The organism is Actinotalea lenta (assembly GCF_030586465.1).
In the GTDB taxonomy this organism is placed as follows: Bacteria; Actinomycetota; Actinomycetes; order Actinomycetales; family Cellulomonadaceae; genus Actinotalea; species Actinotalea lenta.
Genome location: NZ_JAUQYP010000001.1, coordinates 404,204 through 429,207 on the forward strand (window position 1 = coordinate 404,204; position 25,004 = coordinate 429,207).

At 72.1% G+C, this 25,004-nt stretch carries 25 protein-coding genes, 3 tRNA genes and 1 pseudogene; 14 read left to right on the forward strand and 15 right to left on the reverse strand.

Features of this window, described 5'->3' with window-relative positions:
* Positions 1–100: 100 nt before the first annotated feature.
* The 5 genes from Q6348_RS01865 to Q6348_RS01885 all read left to right on the forward strand — a co-directional run bounded on the left by Q6348_RS01865 (position 101) and on the right by Q6348_RS01885 (position 4,165).
* Positions 101–1,411 carry an LppM family (lipo)protein gene (locus Q6348_RS01865; protein WP_304599632.1) on the forward strand — a complete coding sequence of 437 codons (1,311 nt, stop codon included), beginning with the start codon at positions 101–103 and terminating at the stop codon, positions 1,409–1,411.
* A 110-nt stretch (positions 1,412–1,521) separates the two neighbouring features.
* The gene (locus Q6348_RS01870; protein ID WP_304599633.1) at positions 1,522–1,914 is read left to right on the forward strand and encodes a universal stress protein; all 393 of its coding nucleotides are present in this window, start codon (positions 1,522–1,524) and stop codon (positions 1,912–1,914) included.
* 1 nt (position 1,915) lies between these two features.
* Positions 1,916–2,875, forward strand: coding sequence for an alpha/beta hydrolase (locus Q6348_RS01875; RefSeq protein WP_304599634.1), 960 nt, complete (start codon positions 1,916–1,918; stop codon positions 2,873–2,875).
* Positions 2,872–3,624: a tRNA (guanosine(46)-N7)-methyltransferase TrmB gene (trmB, locus tag Q6348_RS01880; RefSeq protein WP_304599635.1), complete on the forward strand. Its 753-nt coding sequence runs from the start codon at positions 2,872–2,874 to the stop codon at positions 3,622–3,624. Before Q6348_RS01875 ends, trmB begins: the two co-directional genes overlap by 4 nt.
* Before the next feature lie 64 nt (positions 3,625–3,688).
* Entirely contained in the window at positions 3,689–4,165 is a 477-nt protein-coding gene (locus tag Q6348_RS01885; RefSeq protein WP_304599636.1) for a hypothetical protein, read from the forward strand.
* Positions 4,166–4,171: 6 nt separating this feature from the next.
* Here Q6348_RS01885 and Q6348_RS01890 read toward each other — a convergent pair whose 3' ends face one another.
* From Q6348_RS01890 to Q6348_RS01900, 3 genes are all read right to left on the reverse strand, one after another.
* Positions 4,172–4,573, reverse strand: coding sequence for a QcrA and Rieske domain-containing protein (locus Q6348_RS01890; protein WP_304599637.1), 402 nt, complete (start codon positions 4,571–4,573; stop codon positions 4,172–4,174).
* A 156-nt stretch (positions 4,574–4,729) separates the two neighbouring features.
* A complete protein-coding gene (locus Q6348_RS01895) occupies positions 4,730–4,918 on the reverse strand; it encodes a hypothetical protein (protein ID WP_304599638.1) in 189 nt (62 codons plus the stop codon).
* A 190-nt stretch (positions 4,919–5,108) separates the two neighbouring features.
* Complete coding sequence (locus Q6348_RS01900) at positions 5,109–7,769, reverse strand: TolB family protein (RefSeq protein WP_304599639.1); 2,661 nt, start codon at positions 7,767–7,769, stop codon at positions 5,109–5,111.
* Between the two features lie 586 nt (positions 7,770–8,355).
* On the opposite strand from Q6348_RS01900, the gene Q6348_RS01905 reads away from it, so the two are divergent.
* Positions 8,356–9,102, forward strand: a complete 747-nt coding sequence (locus Q6348_RS01905; protein WP_304599640.1) for a class I SAM-dependent methyltransferase — start codon at positions 8,356–8,358, stop codon at positions 9,100–9,102.
* Between the two features lie 588 nt (positions 9,103–9,690).
* Here the strand turns inward: Q6348_RS01905 and Q6348_RS01910 are convergent.
* Entirely contained in the window at positions 9,691–9,996 is a 306-nt protein-coding gene (locus Q6348_RS01910; RefSeq protein WP_304599641.1) for a hypothetical protein, read from the reverse strand.
* A 109-nt stretch (positions 9,997–10,105) separates the two neighbouring features.
* Here Q6348_RS01910 and Q6348_RS01915 point away from each other — a divergent pair, with 109 nt between their 5' ends.
* The 5 genes from Q6348_RS01915 (at position 10,106) to Q6348_RS01935 (ending at position 13,640) form a co-directional block, all read left to right on the forward strand.
* Positions 10,106–10,405 carry a hypothetical protein gene (locus tag Q6348_RS01915; protein ID WP_304599642.1) on the forward strand — a complete coding sequence of 100 codons (300 nt, stop codon included), beginning with the start codon at positions 10,106–10,108 and terminating at the stop codon, positions 10,403–10,405.
* Positions 10,402–10,815: a hypothetical protein gene (locus Q6348_RS01920; RefSeq protein WP_304599643.1), complete on the forward strand. Its 414-nt coding sequence runs from the start codon at positions 10,402–10,404 to the stop codon at positions 10,813–10,815. The genes Q6348_RS01915 and Q6348_RS01920 overlap by 4 nt, the downstream gene beginning before the upstream one ends.
* A 202-nt stretch (positions 10,816–11,017) precedes the next feature.
* Complete coding sequence (locus Q6348_RS01925; RefSeq protein WP_304599644.1) at positions 11,018–11,173, forward strand: hypothetical protein; 156 nt, start codon at positions 11,018–11,020, stop codon at positions 11,171–11,173.
* A 161-nt stretch (positions 11,174–11,334) separates the two neighbouring features.
* Positions 11,335–12,438 (forward strand): C39 family peptidase, encoded by a 1,104-nt coding sequence (locus Q6348_RS01930; protein ID WP_304599645.1) that lies wholly within the window; start codon positions 11,335–11,337, stop codon positions 12,436–12,438.
* Between the two features lie 167 nt (positions 12,439–12,605).
* Positions 12,606–13,640, forward strand: coding sequence for a hypothetical protein (locus tag Q6348_RS01935; RefSeq protein WP_304599646.1), 1,035 nt, complete (start codon positions 12,606–12,608; stop codon positions 13,638–13,640).
* 646 nt (positions 13,641–14,286) lie between these two features.
* Here Q6348_RS01935 and Q6348_RS01940 read toward each other — a convergent pair.
* The 5 genes and pseudogenes from Q6348_RS01940 to Q6348_RS01950 form a co-directional block, all read right to left on the reverse strand.
* Entirely contained in the window at positions 14,287–14,694 is a 408-nt protein-coding gene (locus Q6348_RS01940; RefSeq protein WP_304599647.1) for a (R)-mandelonitrile lyase, read from the reverse strand.
* Between the two features lie 46 nt (positions 14,695–14,740).
* Positions 14,741–15,067: a carboxymuconolactone decarboxylase family protein gene (locus Q6348_RS01945; protein WP_304599648.1), complete on the reverse strand. Its 327-nt coding sequence runs from the start codon at positions 15,065–15,067 to the stop codon at positions 14,741–14,743.
* A 37-nt stretch (positions 15,068–15,104) separates the two neighbouring features.
* The gene (locus Q6348_RS15665; protein ID WP_350339674.1) at positions 15,105–15,332 is read right to left on the reverse strand and encodes a DUF2255 family protein; all 228 of its coding nucleotides are present in this window, start codon (positions 15,330–15,332) and stop codon (positions 15,105–15,107) included.
* Positions 15,257–15,475 (reverse strand): annotated as a pseudogene (locus tag Q6348_RS15670) (DUF2255 family protein); the annotation flags it as partial. The gene Q6348_RS15665 and the pseudogene Q6348_RS15670, both read right to left, overlap by 76 nt.
* 26 nt (positions 15,476–15,501) lie before the next feature.
* Positions 15,502–16,542: an alcohol dehydrogenase catalytic domain-containing protein gene (locus Q6348_RS01950; protein WP_304599649.1), complete on the reverse strand. Its 1,041-nt coding sequence runs from the start codon at positions 16,540–16,542 to the stop codon at positions 15,502–15,504.
* Positions 16,543–16,673: 131 nt separating this feature from the next.
* Here Q6348_RS01950 and Q6348_RS01955 point away from each other — a divergent pair, with 131 nt between their 5' ends.
* Entirely contained in the window at positions 16,674–17,552 is an 879-nt protein-coding gene (locus Q6348_RS01955; protein ID WP_304599650.1) for a helix-turn-helix transcriptional regulator, read from the forward strand.
* Between the two features lie 520 nt (positions 17,553–18,072).
* Here Q6348_RS01955 and Q6348_RS01960 read toward each other — a convergent pair.
* Positions 18,073–19,194 (reverse strand): tyrosine-type recombinase/integrase, encoded by a 1,122-nt coding sequence (locus Q6348_RS01960; RefSeq protein ID WP_304599651.1) that lies wholly within the window; start codon positions 19,192–19,194, stop codon positions 18,073–18,075.
* A gap of 250 nt (positions 19,195–19,444) precedes the next feature.
* Positions 19,445–19,517 (reverse strand) — tRNA-Arg (locus Q6348_RS01965).
* A gap of 102 nt (positions 19,518–19,619) precedes the next feature.
* On the opposite strand from Q6348_RS01965, the gene Q6348_RS01970 reads away from it, so the two are divergent.
* Entirely contained in the window at positions 19,620–21,098 is a 1,479-nt protein-coding gene (locus Q6348_RS01970) for an HNH endonuclease signature motif containing protein (RefSeq protein ID WP_304599652.1), read from the forward strand.
* Positions 21,099–21,263: 165 nt separating this feature from the next.
* On the opposite strand, the gene Q6348_RS01975 is transcribed toward Q6348_RS01970, so the two are convergent.
* The 3 genes from Q6348_RS01975 to Q6348_RS01985 form a co-directional block, all read right to left on the reverse strand.
* Complete coding sequence (locus Q6348_RS01975; RefSeq protein ID WP_304599653.1) at positions 21,264–21,722, reverse strand: OsmC family protein; 459 nt, start codon at positions 21,720–21,722, stop codon at positions 21,264–21,266.
* A gap of 113 nt (positions 21,723–21,835) precedes the next feature.
* Positions 21,836–21,926 (reverse strand) — tRNA-Ser (locus Q6348_RS01980).
* 161 nt (positions 21,927–22,087) lie between these two features.
* Positions 22,088–23,443, reverse strand: a complete 1,356-nt coding sequence (locus Q6348_RS01985; protein ID WP_304599654.1) for a threonine/serine exporter family protein — start codon at positions 23,441–23,443, stop codon at positions 22,088–22,090.
* A gap of 170 nt (positions 23,444–23,613) precedes the next feature.
* Between Q6348_RS01985 and Q6348_RS01990 the strand changes: the two genes are divergently transcribed.
* On the forward strand, positions 23,614–24,672 hold the full coding sequence (locus Q6348_RS01990) for a DNA adenine methylase (protein WP_304599655.1): 1,059 nt from the start codon (positions 23,614–23,616) through the stop codon (positions 24,670–24,672).
* A gap of 63 nt (positions 24,673–24,735) precedes the next feature.
* Here the strand turns inward: Q6348_RS01990 and Q6348_RS01995 are convergent.
* Positions 24,736–24,824 (reverse strand) — tRNA-Ser (locus Q6348_RS01995).
* Positions 24,825–25,004: the final 180 nt, after the last annotated feature.

The following is a 25,004-nucleotide window of genomic DNA, read 5'->3' on the forward strand; positions in this document are numbered from 1 at the left end:
GTGCCGAGCGGTCGGCACTCGGTGACGTAGAGGTAACGATCGACAGTTCACCCTGCCAAGCCCCTCACGCCGCGAGCCGCGCCCCGGCAGGATGTGCGCCATGACGCGCCACGACTCCCCTCGCAGCCGCGCCGCAGCGCCGCGGTGGCTCCGCGGCCTGGCTCTGGGCCTGGTGTCCGCCCTCGCCCTGACCGGCTGCATGAAGATCACGACCGACCTGACCCTGAAGCCGGACAACACCGGCTCGATGTCCATGGTGATGGCGATCTCCGACGAGTTCGCCCAGTCCATGGGCATGGACCCGCAGGAGATGTGGGACCAGATGGGCAGCGACATGGCCACCGACGCCCCGGAGGGCGCCGACCAGCAGCCCTACGCCGAGGACGGCTACACCGGCGTGCGGTACACCCTCGCCGAGGCCCCGATCGACCAGCTCTCCACCCCGGACCTGACCATCGAGCGGGACGGCGACGACTACGTCGTGACCGGGACGATGGACCTCAGCGACACCGGCTCCGGCGTGGACACCTCCGCCACCGAGGACCCGACCACGCAGGCGTTCCTCGACTCGTTCGTCGTCGAGGTCTCGGTGACCTTCCCCGGCGCCGTCGGTGAGAACAACGGCACGGTGGACGGCAACACGGTCACGTGGCGGCCGCCGTACGGCGAGGTCACGGAGATGAGTGCCCGCGGGTCGGCGGTCCCAGGCGGCTCCGCAGGCGCCGGGTCGGAGGCGACCACGTCCGCGAGCCCGTCGCAGGAGGCGAGCCCGTCCGACGAGGCGGCAGCGGACGAGACCCCTGCTCCGTCCGACGAGGCGACCGAGCCGACCGTGACCGCAGCCGACGAGGACGCCGCCTCGTCCGGCTTCCCGTGGTGGATCCTCGTGGTCGCCGGCGTCGTCCTGGTCGCCGCGATCGCCGGGATCGCCGTGGTGGCCGCGCGCGGCCGCAAGAAGGAGACCCCGGCCATGGCGGCGGCTGGAGCCGCAGCGCCGCAGTGGCAGGGTCAGCAGCCCCAGCAGGGCTGGCAGCAGCCGGGCCAGCAGGCGTGGGGCGGTCAGCCCACCCAGGAGATGCCGCCGGCCGGCCAGCAACCACCGCCGCAGGGCTGGCAGCAGCCCGGCCAGCAACCACCGCCGCAGGGCTGGCAGCAGCCCGGCCAGCAACCACCGCCACAGGGCTGGCAGCAGCCCGGCCAGCAACCGCCGCCGCAGGGCTGGCAGCAGCCCGGCCAGCAACCGCCGCCGCCGCCACAGGGCTGGCAGCAGCCCGGCCAGCCAGAGCAGCCCGGCCAGCAGGAGTGGGACGGACAGCCCACCCAGCAGATCCCGCCTGCCGGCCAGCAGCCGCCCCCGCCCCCTAGCGGCTGGCAGCCCCCACAGGACGGTGACCAGCGACCGCCCTCCTGAGCCGAACGATGAACGCGCCCGGAGCTGCAGCTCCGGGCGCGTTCGTCCGCCTGGAGCGTGGGACGCACACGCCTGGCATGATCGGCCTAGCGCCGAGGAGGTGTCGCACCGTGATCATCATCGTCGGGTACACGCCCACCCCCGAGGGCGAGGCGGCCCTCGACCACGCCATCGCCGAGGCCCACCACCACGACGACGACCTGCTCGTCGTGAACGTCTCCGCCTCGAGCAACCCGCACGCGGACTTCGCGACGGATACCCAGGTGGCCGACCTCGAGCGACGACTGCGCGCTGAGGGCGTTCGGTTCACGCTGCGTCAGCTGGTCCGCGGGAGGAGCGCAGCGGACGAGATCCTCGACCTGGAGGCTGATCAGCACGTCCGCGGCGTCGTCATCGGCCTGCGGCACCGCAGCCCTGTCGGCAAGCTCCTGCTGGGCTCGACCGCGCAGCGCATCCTGCTCGAGTCGACGAGCCCGGTGATCTCGGTCAAGGCGGTCCGCTGAGATGTGGCGCCAGGACGTGCTGGGCCCCCGCTGGCAGGCCCGCGACCTCGCCGTGCCCGCGGACCGGTACGGCGAGGCGGTTGCCACGCTCGTCCGCCCTGAGCCGGACGGCCGGCAGCGGCCCGGGGCCGCGCTCTACGTGCACGGGTTCGTCGACTACTTCTTCCAGACGCACCTCGCCGAGCTCTGGCGGGGGCTGGGGCGCGACTTCTTCGCCCTGGACCTGCGTGGCTACGGCCGCTCGATCCGGCCTGGACGCCCGCCCAACGTGGTCGACGACATCGCAGTGCACGCCCAGGACCTCGACGCGGCCGTGCAGGCCATCCGCGCCGACCACGACGAGCTGGTCGTCATGGGGCACTCGACCGGAGGCCTGATCGCCGCGATGTGGGCCGATGCCCGCGCCGCCCGGCCGGCCGGCCCCCTGGTGGACGGCCTGGTGCTGAACAGCCCGTGGCTGGACCTCAACCGCGGGTGGTTCGACCGGGTCGTCACGACCAGGGCCGTGCACCTGCTCGCCCGGTTCGCCCCGGACGTCGTGGTCAGCGGGCTCGCCGCGCACTACGGCCGCTGGTTGCACGACCCGGACGGGGGCGGCTGGGAGTACGACCTGGCGTGGAAGCCGGATGAGGGCTTCGGGGTCCGTGCGCGCTGGCTGGACTCGGTACGCAGGGCGCACGGGGCTGTGCACGGAGGGCTCGCGGTGGAGGTCCCGGTCCTGGTGTGCACGTCCGATGCCAGCGGGCCGCCGAACCGTGCCCACGACGCGATCGATCGCACCGACTCGGTGCTCAGCGTGGAGCAGATGCAGCGCCTGGCCCCGCGGCTCGGGCACGACGTCACCGTCGTGGAGATCGCCGGCGGCGTGCACGACCTGGCGTTGTCCCCGGGGCCGGCACGCTCCCGGTACCTCGACGCGGTGCGCTCCTGGGTGGGCGAACGCCTCGGGGTGCCGGGGTGAGCAGCCCCGGCTCCCGGTTCACGCACGTCCCCGACCGCCGCGACGGGCCGATCCGCACCTTCCACCCCCGCCGCAGCCCGTTGAGCGCCGAACGGTCCCGCGCCCTGACCGAGCTGTGGCCGCGGTTCGGGTTCTCCGTGCACGACGACGCTCTGGGCACCGGCCCACGCGACGACGGTGGTCTGCTGGACACCGCAGCGCTGTTCGGACGAGTCGCGCCCGTCGTGCTCGAGATCGGCTCCGGCATGGGTGAGGCGACCGCCGCGATGGCCGCGGCAGACCGCGGACGCGACTACCTGGCGGTGGAGGCCCACCTGCCGGGCGTCGCGCAGCTGCTCGTGCTGGTCGCGCGAGCCGGCCTGGACAACGTCCGAGTGGCGCACGGAGACGGCCTGGACCTGGCACGGCGGATCACACCCGGCAGCCTGGATGCGGTGCACCTGTTCTTCCCCGACCCGTGGCCCAAGGCACGCCATCACAAGAGGCGGATCGTGGCACCGGAGCACGTGGCGCTGCTGCGCTCCCGGATGCGACCCGGCGGCACGCTGCACTGCGCGACCGACTGGCCCCCCTACGCCGAGGTGATGCTCGAGGTCGTGGCCGCCGATCCCGGCCTGACCAACGCGTACGACGGGCCCGCGCCCCGGCCCCCGCACCGCCCGATCACCGCCTACGAGCGGCGCGGGGTGGCCGCAGGCCGACAGATCACCGACGTCGTGGCGACCCGTACCGTTCACCCGCCCGGGTGAGACAGGTGGGTGAAGTGGTCGACGGGAGGACCACAGCCGGCCGTGTCGGACGTACTGTCGGGATGTGGACCTCACGCAGCTCGACCTGGTGGCGGAGGCGCTCGAGCGCACCCGGCTCGAGGTGATGCACCAGGGGAACTGGGACGAGCTCCGGCCGTCCGAGCGCGCTCTCCGGCTCGAGGTCGCGATGGCCGTCCTGGAGAAGTCCGGCCTCTTCGAGGCGCTCACCGAGGCCCGCGAACGCGCCGAGGACGATCGTGCGGCTGCCGTCGAGGCCGCCCGTACCGCCGTGGCGGACGCCGCACGGCAGGTCGCGGAAGCCAGGTTCCAGGTCGAGGAAGCCGAGCAGCGTGCCACGGACCTCGAAGGGCGACTTGCGGAGGCCGAAGAGCGCCTCGCGGACGCCGAGGAACGCGTCGCGGAGGCAGAGCGGCGCCGCGCGCTCGGTGCAGAACCCAGTCAGCCCGAGCCCCGGCGCCGGGTGCGCACGCCGTTGCTCGGCCGCACCGTGCCGCGGCTCGGCGACTCCGGACGCGCCTGAGCCGGCCTAGCCCTCGACGACCTCACCGTTCTTGACCGCGACCGCCACGGGCGGCAGAGGCTTGGTCGCGGGGCCGCGCACCACGTCCCCGTTGGACGCCTGGAACACCGATCCGTGGCACGGGCAGTCCAGCTCCGCGCCGTTGGGGACCACGAGGCATCCCGCGTGTGTGCAGATCGCGGAGAACGCGACCACGGTGCCGCTGGTGGGCTGGGAGACCACCACCGGCGCGCCGGCCGCGGTGGTCGCCGTCACCGCGCCACCCACGGGGACGTCAGCCAGCGCCACCAGGGCAGACCCTGGTGAAGGCTGTCCTCCACCGGAGGACTTCGGGGACGAGCACGCGGCGACGACTCCGACGGCGCCCACGGCTGCGGTCCCGGCGAGGAAGGTGCGGCGGTCGATCATCGAGGCTCCTCCAGGGTGGCGGTGGACGACATCCTGCCCCCAGACGCTGGAAACGGCCTGGGAGAGCCCTCGGCGTCCGCCGCGGCCTCGCGCGTCAGGGGCCGCAGCCGGCCCGGCCCCTCGCCCGTCGGACGGGGACGCGTCGTTGTCAGGAGCTCAGGCGTCGCTGGGGCCCTCGAGGGGTTGGGTGAACCGAGCGGGCCGGGTCCCACGTGCACCTGGCCCGGTCCGCTTGACGGTGTGACCCGTGTCCGTCTCGTGCACCTCGGCCGCGTTCCACGCCGAGCTGCCGCTCACCTGCCAGTCGCAGTCCTGGCAGATGGCGGCGCGCACTGAGGTGTCCATCTATCGATCATTACCCGAACGGGACGTCGATCGCCAGGGCAGGACCGCTCGGTGAAGAACCTGCGCGGCCCGGGAATGTTCCGGGCCGCCCAGGCATTGGCACCCCCGTGGCCGGTCCGGTTCATGTCCCCCGGGCTTCACTCTCAGCCGCTACGAGCGGCCACGCGCCGTGAGGCGACTGCCGGGCCGGTCACGCCCCCGCCTGCACGACGGAGGCGCCGGTCACGGCCACGTCGGCGAGCCCGGCCAGATCGCGCGCCCATGGGTTGGCCGTGAGGAAGATGTCCGCCGACCCCACGGTGTCCCCGGCCACGAGGTTCGAGGCGTCGGACCGGTAGGCGACCCAACGCCCGTCGGGTGAGATCGCCGGGGACCCGGAGGCCCCGTCGGCGGTCATCCCGTCCGGGCCGACCGAGAGCGGGACCGACCGCTGACTGACCCGGTCCCACACGACCACGTCGGACGTACCGTTCTCGTCGTGACCGAACAGGTCCGCGGCGAAGGTCGTGAAGGCCACCCACCGCCCGTCGGCGCTGACCGACGGGGCGAGGGAGCTGCCGGGCAGGGGCGTCGAGGCGAACCGGTCCCGGGACACCAGCACCGTGGCCCCGGTGAGCCGGTCGGCGAGGTAGACCTGGCTGCGGTCCGGGCTCGCGTCCCACGGCGCCTCAGGGATGTCCGTGGCGAAGGAGTCGAACGCCACCCACCGCCCGTCGGCGCTGATGGCCGGGTGGTCAGCGCCCGCCTGCAGCGGGCTGCCGTCGGCGGTCGCACTGATCAGCGTGGTCGCCCCGGTGACCCGGTCGGTCACGGCGACCTGGTGCGCGGTCGAGCGGGCGTCCGGCACGAGGTCTCGCGCGTCGACGAGGTGCGCGATCCACCGCCCGTCGCCGCTGACCGACGGGTTCCAGCCGTCGGCAACGAAGGACGTGGCGCCCGTGGTCCGGTCGTAGGCGTAGAGGCGTGGCCATGACCCCGGAGCCAGCCCCGGCACGAGATCGGTCGCTGCGGAGCTGTAGACGACCCACCGGCCGTCGGCACTCACGACCGCCGACCTCGAGCCGTGGTTGCCCGGGGCGCCATCCGGTCCCGTGGAGATCATCGTGGTCAGCCCGGTGCCGCGATCACGCAGATAGATCTGGCAGCGGATGTCCTCGGCCGTGTAGGCGCCGAAGGCCACGTACCGCCCGTCCGCACTGATGCTCGGGCGCCGGAAGGCCACGTACCCGTCGGGCTGACCGGGAGGAGAGTCCGAGACGCGCTCCGTCTCGCCGGTGAGGCGATCGGTGACGAAGGAGTCCGTCCAGTAGCGGTCCGGGTCCTTGTCCGCCACCAGGTTCGAGGCCGCGGAGTCGTAGGCCACCCAGTGCGCCCCGTCACTCACCGTCGCCGAGCCGGGTGCGCCGTCCGGCTGCGCGCCGTCGACGCCGATCGTCACACGGTGCGTCTCGGGGACGCACGGAGCGCTGTAGGCCGGGACCTCCGGCCGGAGGTGGTAGAGCCCGCCGCCCTCGTCGATCGCCCCCGGGTCCACCAGGGCGTACCCGTCCGCGACCTGGACCTCGAGGGAGTACTGGCGTGGATCCAGGTCCCGTTGCGGGTCGACCGAGTCGCGCCAACCCACCATCTGGGCGGAGACGATGCCCGTCGGCAGGGGGTCCGGCCAGGTGATCGACCCGCCGAGCAGCAGGCCGTGATCGCAGGTCTGAGGAGTCACCGTCGGGTCCAGGAGGACCGCGATGTCGGTGCGCGCCGCGACGTAGCCGACCAGGTCGACGACCAGGTCCACCGTCCCCCCGGGCGCCTGGTCGTCGTAGAAGGTGACGGCGCCGGCCTGGTCCAGCCCGACCACCGCGGTGTTGGGGACGTCTCGCCCGACGATGTAGTTCAGCGTCGAGGCATAGGGCACCGCGGCCGTGCCACCGCCGGGATAGACGCGCAGGTTGCCGAGGGCGCTCGGATGGACCGCGGTCACGGTGAGCAGCACCCCCGCGGCGTCCTGCGGAACCCGGCCCCCTGCCGCTTCCAGGACGTCAAGGGTCCGCCGCTCCGCCGCGTGCAACCCGGCGGCCGGGTCGCCGGCCGGGTGCCGCCTGGTGTCCATCACCCGGGTCGGGGGCACCGGGACCAGTGGCGAGTCGGCCCCGATCCAGCCGGTGATGTCGATGATCACCTGCACCGGCTCGCTACTCGTCGAGTACAGGCTCAGCCGGCCGGCCACCGACAAGCCCACCACGGTGGCGCTCGCCTTGTCCTTGCCCACCGCGTAGTTGAGGGTCGACGTACCCGGCTTGCCCTCGCCTGCCGGGTACACCACGAGATTCCCCACCGCGGCGACACCCGTGACAGTCACGTTGGCCAGCACTGCGACGGCCTGCGCCGGGACCCCGGCGTGGCCCAGCACGTCGACGGTGTACTCGTGACCTGGGCGCACGGGGCCGTTGATGGGGCCGACGTGGTCCGCTCCGGTCCGGGTGTCGAGCAGCCGGATGGGGCTCCCGGCGTGGACGTCCGCGGCGCCCCGGGTGTAGCCCGTGACATCGATGAGCACGCCCGTCCTGGCCGCCCCACGGGTGAGGTAGCAGAGCCGACCGTCCGCCGGGAGGGCGACGACCGCGGCGTTGGCGACGTCCGCCCCGGGCTCGAAGTTGACGGTCGACGTGCCGGGGGCCGGTGTGGCCCCGTCCCCACGGGTGTCCGGGTAGACGACGACGTACCCAGGGCCGTCGGGCCGGACGGTCGTGACGTTCACGAAGACCGCCGCGGCCTCCGGGGCGACGCCGGCCTGCCCAGCGACCTGGACGCACCTCACACGTCCGGCAGGGACGGTGCGGTCGTCCACCAGCCGCACGGGCGACTGGGTCACCACACGGGGTGGGGCGAACGTGGAGGCCGCCGGAGCACGGTGCGACGCCACGGCCGGGACGGCGGGGGCAGCTACCGCGGGCACAGGTGCAGCGGGCGCACGTGCAGCGCGCTCGGTCCCGCGCGCCGGAGCGGACGCGCCCCCGACCAGGAGCCCGAGCACCACTGCTGCGACCCCTGCCACGAGCGACGCCGGACGCCCACCCCTCCCAGCACGACCAGGCACGATCGACCCCGATCCCTCGAGAGACCTCGACCGGCCAACCTATCCCGACGAACCGGACATTCGGGGGCGCATCCGTCGCCCTGCCTCCCGATCACACCTTCGGGTGAGGCTGTCCCGCGTCATCACGAAGCGTGCCCGAGGTCGCGCCCCGAGGGATTCGAGCCCCCAACCTGCTCCCGTCCGTCGTAGCGTGCCGGTCGAGCCGGTCGTGACATGGTCTCCGTCGGCGCCACGAGGCCGTCACGTCACCTCTCCGCATGTGGTTGGCTCACGGGGGACCGACGCGAGCGTTACGTTGGAGGCTGGGGCACGCCCCGTGCAGGGGTCGGTCCCGGGGAGGGCCACCATGCGTCGCACGTCCCAGCTCCTCGGACTCGCCGTCCTGGCCTCCATCGCGGCGGCCATCTGGGCCGCGCGGTCCGGCGGAGCCGTGCACGCGAGGGAGTCGATGTCCCGTGGTGCGGCGCCGGGGCGGCTCGGCAGCCGGCTGAACTCGGCGATGGATGCGCCGATGTACCGGGCGATCGCCGCGGCACTCGACCTGCGCCCGGACGACGAGGTGCTCGACGTGGCGTGCGGCTGGGGCGAGTTCCTGGTGGCGCACGCCGCCGGGGCGCGCCGGGTCGCGGGCGTGGACCTGACCCCGGAGAAGGTCGCCCTGGCGCGCGAGCGGCTCGCCCGCCGAATCGCGGACGGCACCGCCGAGGTGGCGGAGGGTGATGCCGCGGCGCTGCCCTGGCCGGCCGACACCTTCTCCGCCGTGACCTGTATGGACGCCTACCCCTTCTTCCCCGACCCGCGGGCCGTGCTGGCCGAGGTCTTCCGGGTGCTGCGGCCGGGCGGCCGAGCCGTGATCTCCTTCGCGGCGGAGCAGCTGCCCAATGGCGTCGAGTCCCGTCAGAGCCGCGGGATAGCGGGCGTCTACACCGCGATCAGCGCCACGGTCACGACCCGCATGATGGCCGAGGCGGGGTTCGACCCGGTGACCCTCAGCTGGGCACCGATCGCCGGCGACCACCGGCTGTTCGGCGCCGCGCTGCGCGCGGCCGGTGGCGACCAGCTCGACGTCGTGGTCGGGCACAAGCCCGCCTAGGGGTGCACGTACCGCCCGCTGGTGGGGCGGGACGGTCGATGACCGCCTTCCCGCTCTGAGCACATGACACGCACGCTCCTCCACCCGGATGCTCGTCCCCGCTCATGGCACGGCGCCGCCCGCTCATCAGCCACTGGTCGCGCGTGGCGGCGCAGCCAGGGTGCGCGCGTGGAGGTCGCGGGGCCCGCGAGTCGACCCTCTGACGACGCAGCATGCGGCCGAGCGCCCCGCTCGTTCTGCGCGCCCGAAGGGATTCGAACCCCCAACCTTCTGATCCGTACGTGGTGCCGACCAGGACCGTCTCGGGCCGACCCCACACGACACCCCGGGGACGCATCGTCCCAGGTCAACCGTCCGTTGTCGGCTTCCGTCGCGTCCGGTCGATTGTTGCCGGATCGTGACCAACCTCGCCTCGGTCGGCCATTCTTGGGCCCGTCTCTGGGCCCACGCGGGGAGCGCCCAAGTCGCGGCGTCGGCCAGGTTCCCACTCAACCCGAGCTCCCGAACGCCCTCGCCGACCTGGTCGACATCGACCGCACCTGCCTACTCGCGATTGCCCATGATCCCGGCAGATCTCGGCCGCGGGATCTACTCGTCGAACTTGCGGGTCCCAGGTCGGTGATACCCGTCCTTGCCGCCCCGTAGACCGGCGCGCAGGGCACCGGGTGACAGGGCGACGCCGCACTCGCGAGCGAACTCGACGACGTCGAAGTTCGGGTCAAGGTACGCGAGGACCTGTGCGGTGACCCACATGGCGTTTGTGCGGACGTTGTCCGTCGACTTGGGGTCCATCTGCGGGGCAGGGCCGCGATCGTCCGCCCGTGAGTGACCAGCGCGGTCCAACCGGGCGTGCGCGTCCGACCAGTCGTGCTGGCGGATCTCAGCGGCGTGCATCTGAGCGACTCGTGACAGCGCCACTCGGCGCCTCCCGTCTGGCCCACCGATAGGGCCGGTCCAAGACTCCCCCCGACGGGGAGCCAACGATCAGGACAGGTCGCTGGCGGTGCCCGGCATCCTGGGCGGCGGCCAGGGCGTGTTGATCAAGTGGTTTCGGCTGCTGCTGGTGGGGACCGGGTGTGTGAGCGGGCAGGAGATCTCTGATCGGGTGTGGGCGGTGTTGCAATCGTCGAAGCCCGCCGGCGGGGCGGCCGTGGACCGATCCCCGTCTGGCGGTGGAGGGCATGGTCTGGAAGTACCGGACCGGCGCGCCGAGTGGTTCGGGAAGTGGAACTCGATCAACAAGCGGTTCACCCTGAGGTCGGCCTGCCGCGCCGCGCGACGTCCCTGCACACTGGACGGGTGATCATCGCTCGGGCTTTCGAGCGCACCATCGTCAAGCACTCGCCCTTCGACTCCAGTGAGCCCGAACTCGACATCTGGCTCAAGGAGCAGTCCGGCCAACTGGACCGCCGCAACGGAGCCCGGACCCTGCTGGGCCTGGACGAGGCCCGCACCCGGGTCGCCGGCTACTACACGACCGTCACCTACAAACTTCGTCCCGATGAGGTCGCCCCGATCTCCCGGCTGCGCACGTGGCTCGGCCTTGACCCCGACGGCTGGCCCCACTTCCCCAGGCCGGAGCGCCACGACGACTACCGCCTCTCGGCTGCCGTGCGTGCCGATTGGGACGACATCCGAGACCTCGCCGCCGCCGGGCTCGCTTCCGATCCACCCGACCCCGATCTACTCGAGAAGGCGCTCGACCGCGTCTGAGGCCGCCCGTTCGCCGGTGCGCCACCCGGCGCCTACGACTGATGCGAGGAACTGGCGATCACCATGATCGAGAACATCGTCGACGTGGCACACGCGCTCGCCCTCACGCGGATGGACACCGGCGACCTCGTCGGCGCCCGGCCCCCCCGCTGCTATCGGCCTCACGGTCGGCAGCGCGAACGAGCAGCTCCTCCGCGACGCCATGCACGCCGCCCGCGAGGCGCGTGACCATGCCGAGCTCGCTCTACTCGTTGGCCCTACTCGGGCCCGCGCGACGGCGATCGACCCGGACGCCGACATCGAGCTGGCCACGATGCTCGCCCCGGGCGGCGGCGTCGAGTCCCAGGCGGCGCGTTGACGAAGCCGTGGCCCAACGAGCGCAAGGCGTTCGACCGTTCGGGCGAATGACGCGTGACAAGCAAACTCGCCCACCGAATCCGGCGTGTCGCAGGTCGGACACCAGTAACTTCGCGCCGTCACAACTGTGAAGGTCACTGTTGCGCTAGGGGGCTGATTCACGTGTACCACCGGGTATTCTTGCGCCGCGGCGCGACGGCCGCCCTCGCCATGGCGATCGCTGTTCCACTCGCTCAACCGGCCATGGCCGCTCCGAGCGGCGATAGCGAACTGAGCGATGCGATGAATGTGATCCGCTGCACAGTCATCGATGGCGAGAGCTTCTGCACCGAACTCGGCTTCGTCCAGTCGAAGCCCGGCTCGGCGGCTTGGAGGGCTAACCTGGCTGCGGCCCTCGCGACAGAGGACTCCGACACGGGTGACATGGGGCTCGCGACCCTCGTCGACGAGTTGAAGCAGTTGCCGCGTGCCGAGCTCGCCGAGCGGCAGAACGGCCAGATTGAAAGCGCGCGCCGTGCGGTCGGCCGGGTCAAGCTTCAGGAGTACATAGGAACGGACGTCGCGCCCCCGCCGGGGTTCTTCGCGAAGTACCCGGACCTCGGATTGGCCGAGGGATCGGCGAAGGCGCAGCAGTTGCGGGCGGCTATCGCTACGCCTGGCACGTCGAGCGAACCGGTCAGCGGTGAAGTGGCCGTCGCCGCAAGCTACCCGACGTTCCCGTCCTCGCGATACATCATGTCCGGGTACGCCACGGAGCAGGAACGTGACTACTGGTGTGGCCCGGCAACTATGCAGGCCATTGACTGGGCCAACGACGGTGGCAAAGATTCGCAGTCTCTCTGGGCCAGCTTGATGGGGACGACTACCGCGGGCACGTACATCGGGAGCATGGTCGCCCGCATCAATACCGATACCACGTGGGGTTCGGCTGCCTATGGGGGCGCCTACACCATCTTCCCCGTGAGCCCCGGCAACACCGCGACCTGGTTCATGAGCCTCCACCACACCCGGATCGGCTACTACGGTGCACCTGTGATCGAGCACGTCCAGCTGCTGCGGGCGTACTACGGCTACATCAACTACAACCACGGCGGCCACTACCAGACCGGCCGCGGCTACGATGCGACCACAATCTCGATTATCGACCCGTATGACGAGCGTGACTTCAGGACCGGTGGTGCTCACAGTGCTGGCTACCACAGCGTAAGCAAGGAGAACCTCTGGGGCGCGACCTTGGCCAACCCGAACCAGAACATCGGATGGTGAAGAACTGCGCGGCCGGGCCCGGGGCGATCGTCGTCGCCCTGGGCCTGGCCCTCTTCGCATCAGGGTGCACCGCGCCGTCGACGGCGCCCACGACTGCGGCCCCACCAACGTCGCCTCCGACCGCGCCGTCGACGGCGTCGTCGACGCCCGGTGACGGCGGTGATGTCGTGGACGCGCTGGCCGACTGGGCGAGGGCGGCGGGCCCGTCGGACGAACTGTCTCGTGTCGAGGTGGTCACCAAGGAGCAGATCGTCGCGATCCTCAACGACACCGGCAACGGCGAGGTATTGGCCATCTTCGGTCCTGGAACCCGCATGACCCATCAGGTCCCGGCGGGAAGGATCATCCAGAGTGCGTACCTCATCGACGGCAAGGTGGTGTTCGGCCTCGGGGAGGATGGCACCGAGGACTTCTGGGTGGATCGCTGGGACCCCACCTCCGACACCGTGGACGTGCTCTATGAGTCGACCGGTGAGGACTCGGCGTGGAGTGAGACCGCCGTGGACGGCTCGACCATGTACCTGACCGCACCCGGCCCGAACCAGGCCTACTGCGTACGGCGGATGGATCTGTCGGTCGCCGAGCCCAGGCTGGACCCCGACCCCGTGGCGTGCGTCGATGCCGACAGCGACCTGGGCTGGCTGCAGCTGTACGAGCACACCCTGAGCTTCCAGACGCTGGCTTCTGACGCCGACTGCGCGACCGTGCACCGCATTTCGCTGCCCGACGGGCGTGACGAGGTCGTGGACATCGACGGGTGCGTCTCGCGTGACATCGTCGGGCGCGATTGGGTGGTCTGGACCGAACCGCCCGTCGAGGACCCCGAGATGGGTGGGAGCACGAACTTCTTCGACGTCCCGCTGCGCGTCCGAGTCGGCGGCACCACCTACGACCTGGGTAGCGCGGTCGCCGGCTCGACGGTGATCTGTGATGGGTGGTTGTACTGGGACCGAGAGGACTTCGACCCGCCGATCAGCCCTGAGGAGATCCGCCGCTGGCGTCCCGGCGGCCCGACCCAGGTGGTCTACGTCTCGCCAGAGGCCGCCGACGGGTACGCGACCTCGATCCCGCTGTGCGGCCCAGGCGTACTCGGCGTTCAGCGCATGGGCGGCTGGGCCAACGCCGGCCAGGAGTTCCTCACTACCCCGACCCTCGGCTGGACGGCGGGCCTCCACCCGGCAGCAGGCGCCTCAGGCGGGTAAGCGTGTCCGTCGGCATTGTGGTGGCCACGCGCGTGCGCATGCAGGTGTTGATCGTGCCGGTTCTTCTTGAAGATTTCGCACACCCGTAGATACGAGGGGCTGACACAGGTCGCGACCCTCGCCACAGGGGGTGCGTGACGATCCGCCGGGTAGTCACATGAGGCGACCGACAGGGACCGTCTCACCCTGACCCCGGACGACGCCCCGGAAGCGCATCGTCGCAGGTCAACCGCCAGGTGTCGGCTTCCGTCGCGTCCAGTCGATTGTTGTCAGATCGTGACCAAGCCCGCCCCGCTCGGCCATTCTTGGGCCCGTTTCTGGGCCCACGGCCTGCCGCCTCCGCGCCGGTCCAGACGCTCATGCCGTCCGGGTGCCGGTCCACCGCGACGCGCATGAGGACGATGCTCACGCCGAACAGGAGCGCGAAGAGGACCCCGGCGACGCCGACCGCGCGGGGCAGTCAGTCTCTACCTCATCGGCAACGGCTCGCCCTGTGTCATGCCAGCGCCACCGTCGGGGGATGCACGGCCGCGGTCCGCACGCACCCGGGCTAGACCCGGGCCCCGAGCCCCGGACCGCGTATCGGGCGTGCCCGTCGTGGGCCCTCCGGGCGTCCCGCGGCGGCACCGACAGGGTAGCGGCCAGCTCAGGCCCCGTTCGCCCGGGCGTACTGCTCGTCCGGCAGCGGCTCGAGCCAGGTGGTGGGATCCGAGCCGTCGGGCTCGGCCTCGAGCATGGCCAGGTGAGCGGCGAAGGTGTCGGCCGGGGCGCCGTGCCAGTGCTCCTCGTTGGGCGGGCAGATCACGGTGTCCCCGGCCCGGGCACGGACGACCCGGCCGTCACGGGTGCCGACCAGGGCGACGCCCTCGGCGACGTGAAGGGTCTGACCGACCGCGTGGCTGTGCCAGTTGGTGTGCGCACCCGGCGTGAACCGCACCAGGGCGATGGTCATGCGGGACGGGCCGGTGCCGGCGTAGATCGGGGTGACGTAGACGTCGCCGGTGAACGCCTGGGCCGGCGCCTTCCAGGCCGGGCTGACGTGCTGCAGCTCCATGGCTGCTCCTCTCGGTGGTGGATCGGTGGTCGGTCGCCCACGGGCGTCAGCCCCGCGCGAAGACCTGCTTCGCGACGGTCATGGCGGAGAACGCCTTGGGCCAGCCGGCGTAGAACGCCAGGTGGGTGATCGCCTCGATCAGCTCGGGCTCGGTGAGCCCGTTGGCCTTGGCGTACTGCAGGTGGAAGGTCAGCTGCTCGGCGTTGCCGCCGGCGACCAGGGCGGCGACCGTGACCAGGCTGCGGTCCCGGGCGGTGAGCTGGTCGCGCGGCCAGACCTCGCCGAAGAGCACGTCGTCGGTGAAGTGCACCAGCCCGGGCGCGAAGTCCCCGAAGGCCTTCTGCGCGCCCGAGGGCTCGTGGTCAGCTGTCATGTCGGTGTCTCCTTCGAGTCGTGGAACGGGCTCGGCCTCAGCGGGGGTCGAGCCGCAGGGTGGCGGCCGCGGCGGCGCCAGTCATCGGCCCGACGTACGCGTCGCCGTACCGGCCGTACTTGGCACGGTAGGCACGGTCGATCGCGGCGCGCAGGCCGGGGTCGGCGTCACCGACGTGAGGAGGTGGTCGACCCCAGCGACTCGGACCACTCCGGACCGGGTCACGAGGGCGTGCCGGTACCAGGCACCGTTTGTACCCTTCCAGGAACGGACGAAGAGCTCGTCACCGACCCGGACCACCCAGACGGGAATCGGGGCGGTGGTCGAGCCGTCGGTCCGCTCGGCGCTGATCTGGATCTCGTCGGCAGCCCCGAGGGCTGCCAGGAGGTCGGTCGTCCAGGTCGCCATGTCCGTCCCTTCGATCGCCGTCGGGCTCAGAACGCGATCATGACCTTGAGCGCCTCACGGTCGTCCATGGCCTGGTACCCGTCCGGGACGTCCTCGATGCCGATCGTGCGGTCGAAGACCTTGCCTGGGGCGAGCTCGCCTGCCACGACCTGGGCCACGGCCTCCTCGAGGTAGGCGCGCACGGGCGCGGGACCGCCGGCCAGGCGCGCGTTCTTGGCGAACAGCGAGCCGAAGCCCACCGGCGCCTCCTCGTACTGCGGCACGCCGACGCGGGAGATGATCCCCCCGGGGCGCACGACGCCGTAGGCCTGCTGGTAGGCCGGCATGTGCCCGACGGCCTCGAGCACCGCGTGCGCGCCCAGCCCACCGGTGAGCTCGACGACCTTGGCCACGCCCTCGTCCCCGCGCTCGGCGACGACGTCGGTCGCACCCCACTCGCGGCCCAGGTCGGTCCGGGACTCGTGGCGACCCATGAGGATGATCTGCTCGGCGCCCCTCCGCTTGGCGGCGAGCACCGCGGACAGGCCCACCGCGCCGTCACCGATGACGGTGACGATCTGGCCGGGCTGCACGTCGGCCATGTGCGCCGCGTGGTAGCCGGTGAGGTAGACGTCGGACAAGGCCAGCAGCGAGGCGAGCGTCGCGTCGTCGGCGTCACCGAGGTCGGGAACCTTCACGAGCGTCCCGTCGGCCTGCGGCACGCGGGCGAGCTCGGCCTGCAGACCGCCCACCCCGGGACCGAAGAACCCGCCGTGCAGGCAGGCGGTGTGGAAGCCCTCCTGGCAGATGGGGCACGTGTTGTCCGAGAAGGCGAAGGGCACGATCACGAAGTCGCCCTTGGCGACCTTCGTCACCGCGGAGCCGACCTCCTCGACCACGCCGATGAGCTCGTGGCCCATCGTTGCGCCCTGCGGCAGCTGCTGCAGGGAGTGGTACGGGTGCAGGTCGGACCCGCAGATGCAGGCCCGCACCGAACGCACGATCGCGTCGGTCGGCTCGACGATCGACGGGTCGGGCACGGTCTCGACGCGGACGTCGCCCGCGCCGTACATCACGGTGGCACGCATGGTTGCTGGGGTCTCCTTCGCTCGGGTACTGCCCCAAGCCAAGCCGTCCCGGCGCGGGACAACCAGGTCCTGTCGGTGGGGGTTCTGCCAGTACCTCCCTCGACCCGCGAGCGGCCACCCACCGTGGAGACATGTCCAAGGACGAGGTGCGCGAGTTCCTGGTGACCCGCCGCGCGAAGGTGACCCCGCAGATGGTGGGTCTGCCCGACGTCGGCACCCGCCGGGTGCCGGGGCTGCGCCGCGGCGAGGTCGCCGTCCTGGCCGGGGTGAGCGTGGAGTACTACACCAAGCTCGAGCGCGGTGACCTGCGCGGGGTCTCCGACGAGGTGCTCGACGCGATCGCCTCCGCGCTGCGGTTCGACGAGGCCGAGCGGTCCCACCTATACGACCTCGCGCGCACCGCGAACGCCGGCACCCGCGCACGCCGCCGGCCGGCGGTCGGAGCGACCGTCCGGGCGAGCCTGCGCCACCTGGTCGACTCCGTGACCGATGCCGCCGCGGTGCTCGGCAACCAGCGGGCGGACATCGTCGCAACCAATACCCTCGCCCGCGCGCTGTACGACCCGCTGTACCTCAGCCAAACGGAGCCGGTGAGCTACCCGCGGTTCATCTTCCTCGACCCCGCGGCGCGGAGGTTCTACCCCGACTGGGACGTCATCGCCGACGCCTCGGTCGCGAGCCTGCGCACCGTCGCCGGGCGCTCCCCGTTCGACCGGTCGATCACCGACCTGGTCGGCGAGCTGTCCACGCGGTCGGACGAGTTCCGGGTCCGCTGGGCGCGCCACGACGTCCGGCTGCACATCGAGGGCATAAAGCGCATGCACCACCCCGTGGTGGGGCTCGTCGAGCTCGAGTACAACGTCCTCGCCCTGCCCGCGGACGACGGCCTCAACCTCACCGTCTACACCGCGGCGCCCGGGTCCGAGACCGAGGAGAAGCTGCGGCTGCTCGCCAGCTGGTGGGCCTCGGAGCAGGGCGCGGCCTTGGGGGCGTCCAGCCACCCGGCCTGACCGTTCCGGCAGGCCGCCACCTCGGCCAGGTAGATGTACCTGTCGTGCACACTCGGAAGGACGAACGGTGTCGAGATCGCCAGAGCAGACCGCCGATGCGGGTGCAGCCTCCGGTGCGCCGGCGCGTCCAGCGCGAGAAGCGTGAAGGTGGCGAAGACCGCGTCGCACAGCGCCCAGGCCGCCGAGTTGAGCACCACCGTCGGGGTGACGGCGACCGCGCCGGCGGCCACGTACGGCCACCACATCCCGCCACGCAGGTACTGACATCCCCGCGCAACAGGTCGTGGCCTCCCGCGGCAGCGCCAGCAGTACCTCGGCCGGGACTTCGCCACAGGCTGTGGCGGAATCTCGGCGCCGGACCAGGTCCGGGAGGACTCATCGCTCTTCGCGTTGACCAGCTGCCGTGGGCCACCCGCGTGCATCTCTCCCGCGGGCAGGGTCTGCTCGCCGGACCCCGTCCGCCGTCTCCGACCGCGCTCGTGACGGATCAGCGCGGGGCGCGCCGCAAGAAGCGGGCAGCTCACCGGCCGTCCGGGCCGTGGCGGTCGGGTGCCGGCAACCCTAGGTCGGAAGGGGCATGGAGACGGGCGTCAATGGCGTCGGCGACGGCGTGGTCGGTGTCGGGGAGGGCGTGGGCGTACTCGCGCAGGGTGGTGGCGGCGTCCGCGTGACCGAGGCGGTGCTGGGCTTGGAGGATCTGACCGCGGGCGACGAGGAAGGTGGCCACGGAGTGCCGGAGCCGGTGCAAGGTGGCGTCCGGGACGGCGGCGGTGGAGCGGATGCGAGTGAAGCGGCGATCGAGGACCTCGGCGCCGAGCCTCGTGTGGTGGTCGGGGTGGGGGCTGAACAGCCACGGGCCCAGGGTGTCCGGGGCGACCCGGTCGGTCCACCGCTCGGTGAGGGTGTGCCACAGGGCGGCGGTGCTGGCGCCGACGGTGATGGTGCGGGCCCGCCCGGACTTCGGTGTGGTGAGCTGACCCGCGGACAGGCCGCGGGAGATGGTCAGAGACCGGCCGGTCAGGTCGGCGGTCTTCAGAGCGGCGAGCTCGCCGCGACGGGCACCGGTGTCGCCGGCGAGTCGGACCAGGAGCAGGTCCTGCTCGGCCCGGTGCAGCCGGCGGGCCGAGGAGGTACTGCCGGTGTCGTTCGCCAACGCCTCGAGCAGCGCGAGGTCGGCGGCGCCAAGCAGGGCCCAGACCTGCTCGTCGGTCAGCGGGCGGCGGGCGTCGGGCCGGGCCGGGCCGCGGGTCGCCCGGATCGGGTTGACGTCCAGGAACCGCTCGGTCCAGCCCCAGCCGACCGCAGAGCGCAGCACCCGGAACCGGGCCCCGGCCACCGCCTCGCTCACCCCCTCCCGGCGCCACCGGTGCAGGCTCTCCCGGAGCAGGCGCGGGGTCAGCGCCGCGGCCCGGACACCGGCGAGACGGTCCCGGCGCAGCGACCGGACCACGGAGGTGTACCCGACCAGGGTCGAGGGCTTCCACGGCTGGTCCGCGGCCAGCCACATCCCGAGTAACTCGCCGACGGTGATCACCGCCGGCGACGGCACCGAAGGGGTCGCGGCCAGCCGGACCCGCAGCGCGGCGGCGTCCGCGGCCGAGCCATGCACGACGTAGGAACGCTGCCGGGCCCTACCCGCCACCTGCTCACCGGTCGGGACCCGGACCTCCCACACCCCAGGACGCCGCTCCCGCTGGCTCCCACCACCACGCCGCCCCCTGAGACGGCCACTGCTCGGTTCGCTGATCTCCGTCCCCGCATCGTCCCGGGCGCCCTCGCGACGCCCGCGGCACGCGCAGGCACCGGAGTAGGGGGACAGGTAGAGGGATAGCGGGACACCCGCCCGCCCCGTCGACAGCCCCCGCGGCCGGGTGACCTGCGTCAACGTTCTGCGCGCCCGAAGGGATTCGAACCCCCAACCTTCTGATCCGTAGTCAGATGCTCTATCCGTTGAGCTACGGGCGCATGGCCGTCAGACCGCCACCGAGGATACAGCCCGCAGACCCTGCGGCCCAATCGCGGCGCGAAGGCGGCGCGGATGTCAGTGGCGAGAGCTAGTGTTCGAACATGCGTTCGAGCAACGTGACCGGTGTCGAGACGGTCGAGGTACCAGAAGCGCCCGGTGGGTGGCGTGGCGCCGAGCTCGCGTGCGTGGAGGCCGGTCCATGGTTGGCAATAGCCCTGGCGTCCGGCTGCGCGGAACGGTCCACCGATGACGCCCTGCTGGAGGCCGTGGTCGGGTTCCGCAGACTGATCGGCTGGGCGACGGCGGGGGCGGCCCGCGCCGCAGCCGTGCTGGCAGACCGGCCGCTGATGAACCCGGAGTGGCCTGCCACGGCGGGGCACGTCTCGGTCACCGACGTCACCGGTGAGGAGCTCGCGATGGCGCTCGGGTGCTCGCGGCGCACGGCGCGCACCCTCGTCCGCGACGGCCGCGCCTACGAGGGTGCGCTCGCGATGACGGGCGATGCGTTGGCGCGGGGCGAGATCGACCCGTCCAAGGCGCGCATCGTGGTCGATGCGCTCGACGACCAGCCCGTCCGCCTGGCGCTCGACGTCCAGGACGCCGTACTCCCGGGCGCGCCGCATCGCACGCCCACGCAGCTCGCCCGGGACGTGGCGAAGGCCGTGATCGCGGCGGACCCGGGCGGCGCCCGGAGCCGCGAGAAGGCGGCGCACACCTGTCGCCGGGTCGATCGGCCACGCTTCCTGCCCGACGGCATGGCCGGCCTGTGGGCGGTGCTGCCCGCCGCCGAGGCGACCCGGATGGACGCCGGTCTCGACCGACTGGCCAGGTCGCACCGTGCGTCCGGTGACCCCCGCACCCTGGACCAGCTGCGCGCCGACCTGCTCGTCGACCTCACCCTGGGCGATGCCACCCACGCGGACACCTCGAGGGCGAGCGCGGCACCGACCCGTGACCCCGATGCGGACAAGGCGTACGCCGCACGAACAGCCGCACCGAGCCACGCGGCCAGCCCGGCGCCCCTGCCGCAGGAACCCGCCTCGCGCCCTCGCACGTCGCCGCGCTCACTGATCCAGGTGCTCGTCCCCCTCGACGCACTCCGCGGCGACTCCGATGCGCCCGCAGAGCTGGTGGGCTACGGCCCGATCACCGCCGAGACCGCACGTGAGCTCGCGGGCGAACCGGAGAGCACGTGGCGGCGGATCGTCACCGATCCTTTGAGCGGTGCCGTCCTCGACGTCGGTCGTACCCGCTACCGACCGCCGGCCGACCTCGTCGCACACGTGCAGGCGCGCGATCGCTGGTGTGTGCGCCCCGGTTGTAGTGCAGCCGCGCCTGGGTGCGACCGTGACCACACCGTCGAGTTCGGCAGAGACGACGGCCGCACGGCGCACGACAACCTCGGCCCGCTGTGCCGCCGCGACCATCAGGTCAAGACCGACGGCGGGTTCACCACGCGGCAGGTCTCCCCCGGCGTGTTCGAGGTCCGCACCCCGGTCGGTCGACGGTACCGACACCGGCCGGGGGCCGACACCGCATACGACGAGCTCGGTCGCCACCAGGCCGACCCGCCGTTCTGAGCAGCGGCCGCGCTGCCTCGGCTCCGCGAACCTGCACCCAGTGCCCGAACACCCAGCACTCGAACACCCAGCGCCCTTGCCCGGACCCGTGCCAGTGCCAGTGCCAGTGCCAGTGCCAGTGCCAGTGCCAGTGCCAGTGCCCGGATCGTCACAGCGCACGCCGTACTACTCGGACGACTGCTCCCCCGCGAGCCGGGTGTCGAACAACGCGCCATGCTCAAGGGTGCGGTGCACGGGGCACCGGTCAGCGATCTCTCGGAGGCGAGCGCGCTGCTCGTCGGACAGATCGCCCGTGAACGTCAGCGTGCAGGTGAACCGGTCACGCATCACGGGCATGCCGTCATCGGTGGTGACCTTGACCTTCTCGTGCCCGATGAGCACCGCGATGGACTCGACCGGCCACCCCTTGCGCTCCACGTACATGCGCAGCGTCATGGAGATGCACGCACCGAGCGCCGCGCCGAGCATGTCGTAGGGCGCCGGACCGGCGTCGTCGCCGCCGGCAGACGGAGGCTCGTCCGCGACCCAGGTGTGCAGGCCGACCCGCACCTCCTGGGTGAACGGGCCGGCGGGCGTCTCTCGGACCAGGACCTCGCCCGGGCCGGGCGCGAGCAGCTCTGTCATGAGGACCATCCTGGCGCACCGCAGCCGGGCTCACCTCCCCGTGCCCGACGGCCCACGCGAAAGGCCGGGCCCATGGACCCGGCCTTGTCGACGCCCTCGGGGGGACACCTCGGCGGAGACGGTGGGATTTGAACCCACGGAGGAGGTTGCCCCCCTCACGGCCTTAGCAGGGCCGCGCACTAGACCTGACTATGCGACGTCTCCAAGGCCCGACCACCGCCGGGCTGCAGGTCAGGGTACCCGGCCACGCGAGCGTGGAGCAAAGGACCGTCGGAGCGCCCCCTGCGCACCCGCCGATCCGCGCTTCTGCACGCCCCGCGCGAGCCCCACGACCGGGCAATCTGCGCGGCCGGGCCCCGGGCGGCCTACCGCTCGAACCCCCAGCTCCGGTCCGTCAGGATCCGTCCCGCTGCAAGACCCATGGCGATGCAGATCACCACGAAGGCGGCCTGGCTCCCGGCGGCCAGCGCCGCCTCCACCTGGCCGTTGTTGAACGACGCCACGGCGCGGTACGCGGCCACTCCCGGCACCATGATCACCACTGCCGGCACCGAGAGGGCCGTCCGCGGGATACCGGTCCGCGGCCCCACCACGGCGGCCAGCACCGCGACCACGAGCGTGGCGACCATCGTCGCCGCCTGGATCGCCAGGCCGCCGTCGGCGAGCGCGAGGCGCAGCACGTTGGCCACCATCCCGATGCTGGCCGCCCACATCGCCATGCGGACCGGAGAGTTGAACATCAGCGCGAAGCCGAGCACCCCCAGGAAGCTGGCCACCAGCCGGAGCACCGTCATCAGCCACCAGCTCAGGTCCGGCCGGGGAATGGGGTCGGCCTCAAGGCCGGTCGCGAGGGTCACCGCCCACACCGACAGCGCGGCGGACGTGAGGATCGTCATCCCGTACGTCACCCGCGCCACCCCGGCGGAGAAGTCGGCCTTGGCCAGGTCGAGCGCTCCGGTCACCAGCGGGAACCCGGGGACCAGGAACAGCACCGAGGAGATGAACCCGGCCTCGTGCCGACTCGCCACGCCCACGACCACGGCATCCAGGGCCAGCACGAACGCCAGGTAGGCCAGGCACGCGACCGCCGCCGCGACCACGGTCGCACCGAACTGGTTCACCTTCCGGTGCAGCAGCCATCGGCGTGAGTACTGGCCCAGCCCCGCACCCAGCGTCGCACCGACGATCTCGACCCACCCGCCGTTGTTGAGGAAGGCGAACGCCCCACAGGCCACGCCCGCGGACGCGGCGTTGATCACCGGGACGTACAGCGGCGCCTTCGACTCGATCCGGTCCAGGTCGCGGTTGACCTCGTCGACGGTCACGCCGGCGTGCATGCCGTTGGCCAGGTCGCTCAGCGCCTGAAGGCGGTCCGCGTTCACCCCGATCGTGCGCACCTCGGCGACCTCGGTACGGAAGATCGGCCCGCGGTGCGAGGTCGCGGTGATCTCCGTGAGAGTGACGTGCGCCTCGTGCCGGTCGATCCCCAGGGACCGTGCGACCTGTGCCATCGCGGCCTTCACCCGGTACGACCCGTGACCGGTGGACAGCATGGCCTTGCCCATCCGCAGCACCGTCCCGGACATCCGGATCAGCTCGACGGGCTCCAGGTCGTTCTCGGAGCGGAGCACCGCCCGGGCCCGCTCGTCGTCCAGGTCGGGGCGGCGCGCCCGGTCGGCAGCGGGTGCGCCGTCCACGGGCTCGCTCGGCAGGTCAGACATGCCGCCCATCCTCGCGGGTCGACCGGCGCGGAACCAGGACCCGGGCCACCCCGGCGCCCCGCGTCCTCGCCAGCACGACCGGCGCGTCCTCCGACGTCGGGGCGCCCCTGCGGACCATGGAGGGGCACCCCGACGAGCTCCCGCCTCTCGGGTTACGGAAGGATGGAGCCATGACGACCGCCGCGGACCTGGGTGCGACCGCGCGGGCCGTCGCCCTGGCCCGCACGGCTCGGTTCCCCCGCCTCCGGTACATGGGCTCCAAGTACCGGCTCACCGGCGAGCTCGCAGCCGTCTTCGAGGAGGTCGGCGGCACATCGGTGCTGGACGCCTTCTCCGGCAGCGGTGTCGTGTCCTACCTGCTCAAGTCCCAGGGGTTCTCCGTCACCTCGAACGACTACCTGACCTTCCCCTCGATCATCACCCAGGCGACCGTGGTGAACGACGGCACGACGCTGAACCCCGAGGACGTCGACCTGATCTGCTCGCCCGCGGCCGACGACCGGGACTTCATCTCCCGGACCTTCGACGGCCTGTACTACGACGCCGCCGACCGGGCCTTCCTCGACTCGGCCTGGTCGCACGTCGCCACGCTGTCCGGCCACAAGCGCGCGATCGCGATCTCGGCGCTCGTGCTGGCCGCCGCTCGCAAGCAGCCGCGCGGTGTGTTCACGATCACCGACCAGCGCTACGACGACGGCCGCCGCGACCTGCGGATGACGATGGAGGAGCAGTTCCGGGCGCGGGTGGCCGACTACAACGCCGTGGTGTTCGCCAACGGGCAACCGCACCGGTCGCGAACCGGGGACGTGTTCGACGTCGACCCGTCCGGGTACGACCTGGTGTACCTCGACCCGCCCTACACCCCGCCGACGGACGACAACGACTACATCAAGCGGTACCACTTCCTCGAGGGGCTCTCGGTGTACTGGGAGGGCCAGGAGATCATGGCCCACACCAAGACGAAGAAGCTCGCGAAGCGGTTCACGCCGTTCGCGTACCCGCGCACCGTCACCGACGCACTGACACGGCTGCTCGACCGGTTCCAGCACTCGACCATCGTGCTGTCGTACTCCTCGAACGCCGTCCCCGACGCCGCGACCATCACGCGGCTGCTGCGCGAGGTGAAGTCCGACGTCACCGTGCACCCGGTCACGCACACGTACAGCTTCGGGACGCACGTGGCGGCCACCCGCAGGGCCGTCTCCGAGTACCTGTTCGTCGGGCGCTAGGGAGCCGACGTCCCGTCCCAGGCGCGGCCCGCGCCCTGAGCCGGCGATCACACTCGCCGCATGCGGAGGGCAAGGGATTCGAACCCTTGGGTGCGTGTTGGCGCACCAACGGTTTTCAAGACCGTCGCCTTCGGCCGCTCAGCCAGCCCTCCATGCCCTCGCGGGCAGCCGCCATTGTGCCAGCGCACCACCCCTGCCGGCGCCCGTGGCGCCGCGCACCGGGCGCGCACCACCTCGTCGCCGTATCGTCACGCTCCCGACACCTGGCCGCCGCGCGTGTGTCGCCGTTCCCGGCGCACGATGGCAGTGCCATCATGTCGTGCGACAACGTG

Coding starts and splice junctions, on each gene's coding strand:
- Q6348_RS01865 (WP_304599632.1), top strand. CDS start 101: ATGACGCGCCACGACTCCCCTCGCAGCCGCGCCGCAGCGCCGCGGTGG.
- Q6348_RS01875 (WP_304599634.1), top strand. CDS start 1,916: ATGTGGCGCCAGGACGTGCTGGGCCCCCGCTGGCAGGCCCGCGACCTC.
- Q6348_RS01890 (WP_304599637.1), bottom strand. CDS start 4,573: ATGATCGACCGCCGCACCTTCCTCGCCGGGACCGCAGCCGTGGGCGCC.
- Q6348_RS01895 (WP_304599638.1), bottom strand. CDS start 4,918: ATGGACACCTCAGTGCGCGCCGCCATCTGCCAGGACTGCGACTGGCAG.
- Q6348_RS01905 (WP_304599640.1), top strand. CDS start 8,356: ATGCGTCGCACGTCCCAGCTCCTCGGACTCGCCGTCCTGGCCTCCATC.
- Q6348_RS01910 (WP_304599641.1), bottom strand. CDS start 9,996: ATGCACGCCGCTGAGATCCGCCAGCACGACTGGTCGGACGCGCACGCC.
- Q6348_RS01925 (WP_304599644.1), top strand. CDS start 11,018: ATGCACGCCGCCCGCGAGGCGCGTGACCATGCCGAGCTCGCTCTACTC.
- Q6348_RS01940 (WP_304599647.1), bottom strand. CDS start 14,694: ATGGAGCTGCAGCACGTCAGCCCGGCCTGGAAGGCGCCGGCCCAGGCG.
- Q6348_RS01945 (WP_304599648.1), bottom strand. CDS start 15,067: ATGACAGCTGACCACGAGCCCTCGGGCGCGCAGAAGGCCTTCGGGGAC.
- Q6348_RS01950 (WP_304599649.1), bottom strand. CDS start 16,542: ATGCGTGCCACCGTGATGTACGGCGCGGGCGACGTCCGCGTCGAGACC.
- Q6348_RS01955 (WP_304599650.1), top strand. CDS start 16,674: ATGTCCAAGGACGAGGTGCGCGAGTTCCTGGTGACCCGCCGCGCGAAG.
- Q6348_RS01970 (WP_304599652.1), top strand. CDS start 19,620: ATGCGTTCGAGCAACGTGACCGGTGTCGAGACGGTCGAGGTACCAGAA.
- Q6348_RS01975 (WP_304599653.1), bottom strand. CDS start 21,722: ATGACAGAGCTGCTCGCGCCCGGCCCGGGCGAGGTCCTGGTCCGAGAG.
- Q6348_RS01985 (WP_304599654.1), bottom strand. CDS start 23,443: ATGTCTGACCTGCCGAGCGAGCCCGTGGACGGCGCACCCGCTGCCGAC.
- Q6348_RS01990 (WP_304599655.1), top strand. CDS start 23,614: ATGACGACCGCCGCGGACCTGGGTGCGACCGCGCGGGCCGTCGCCCTG.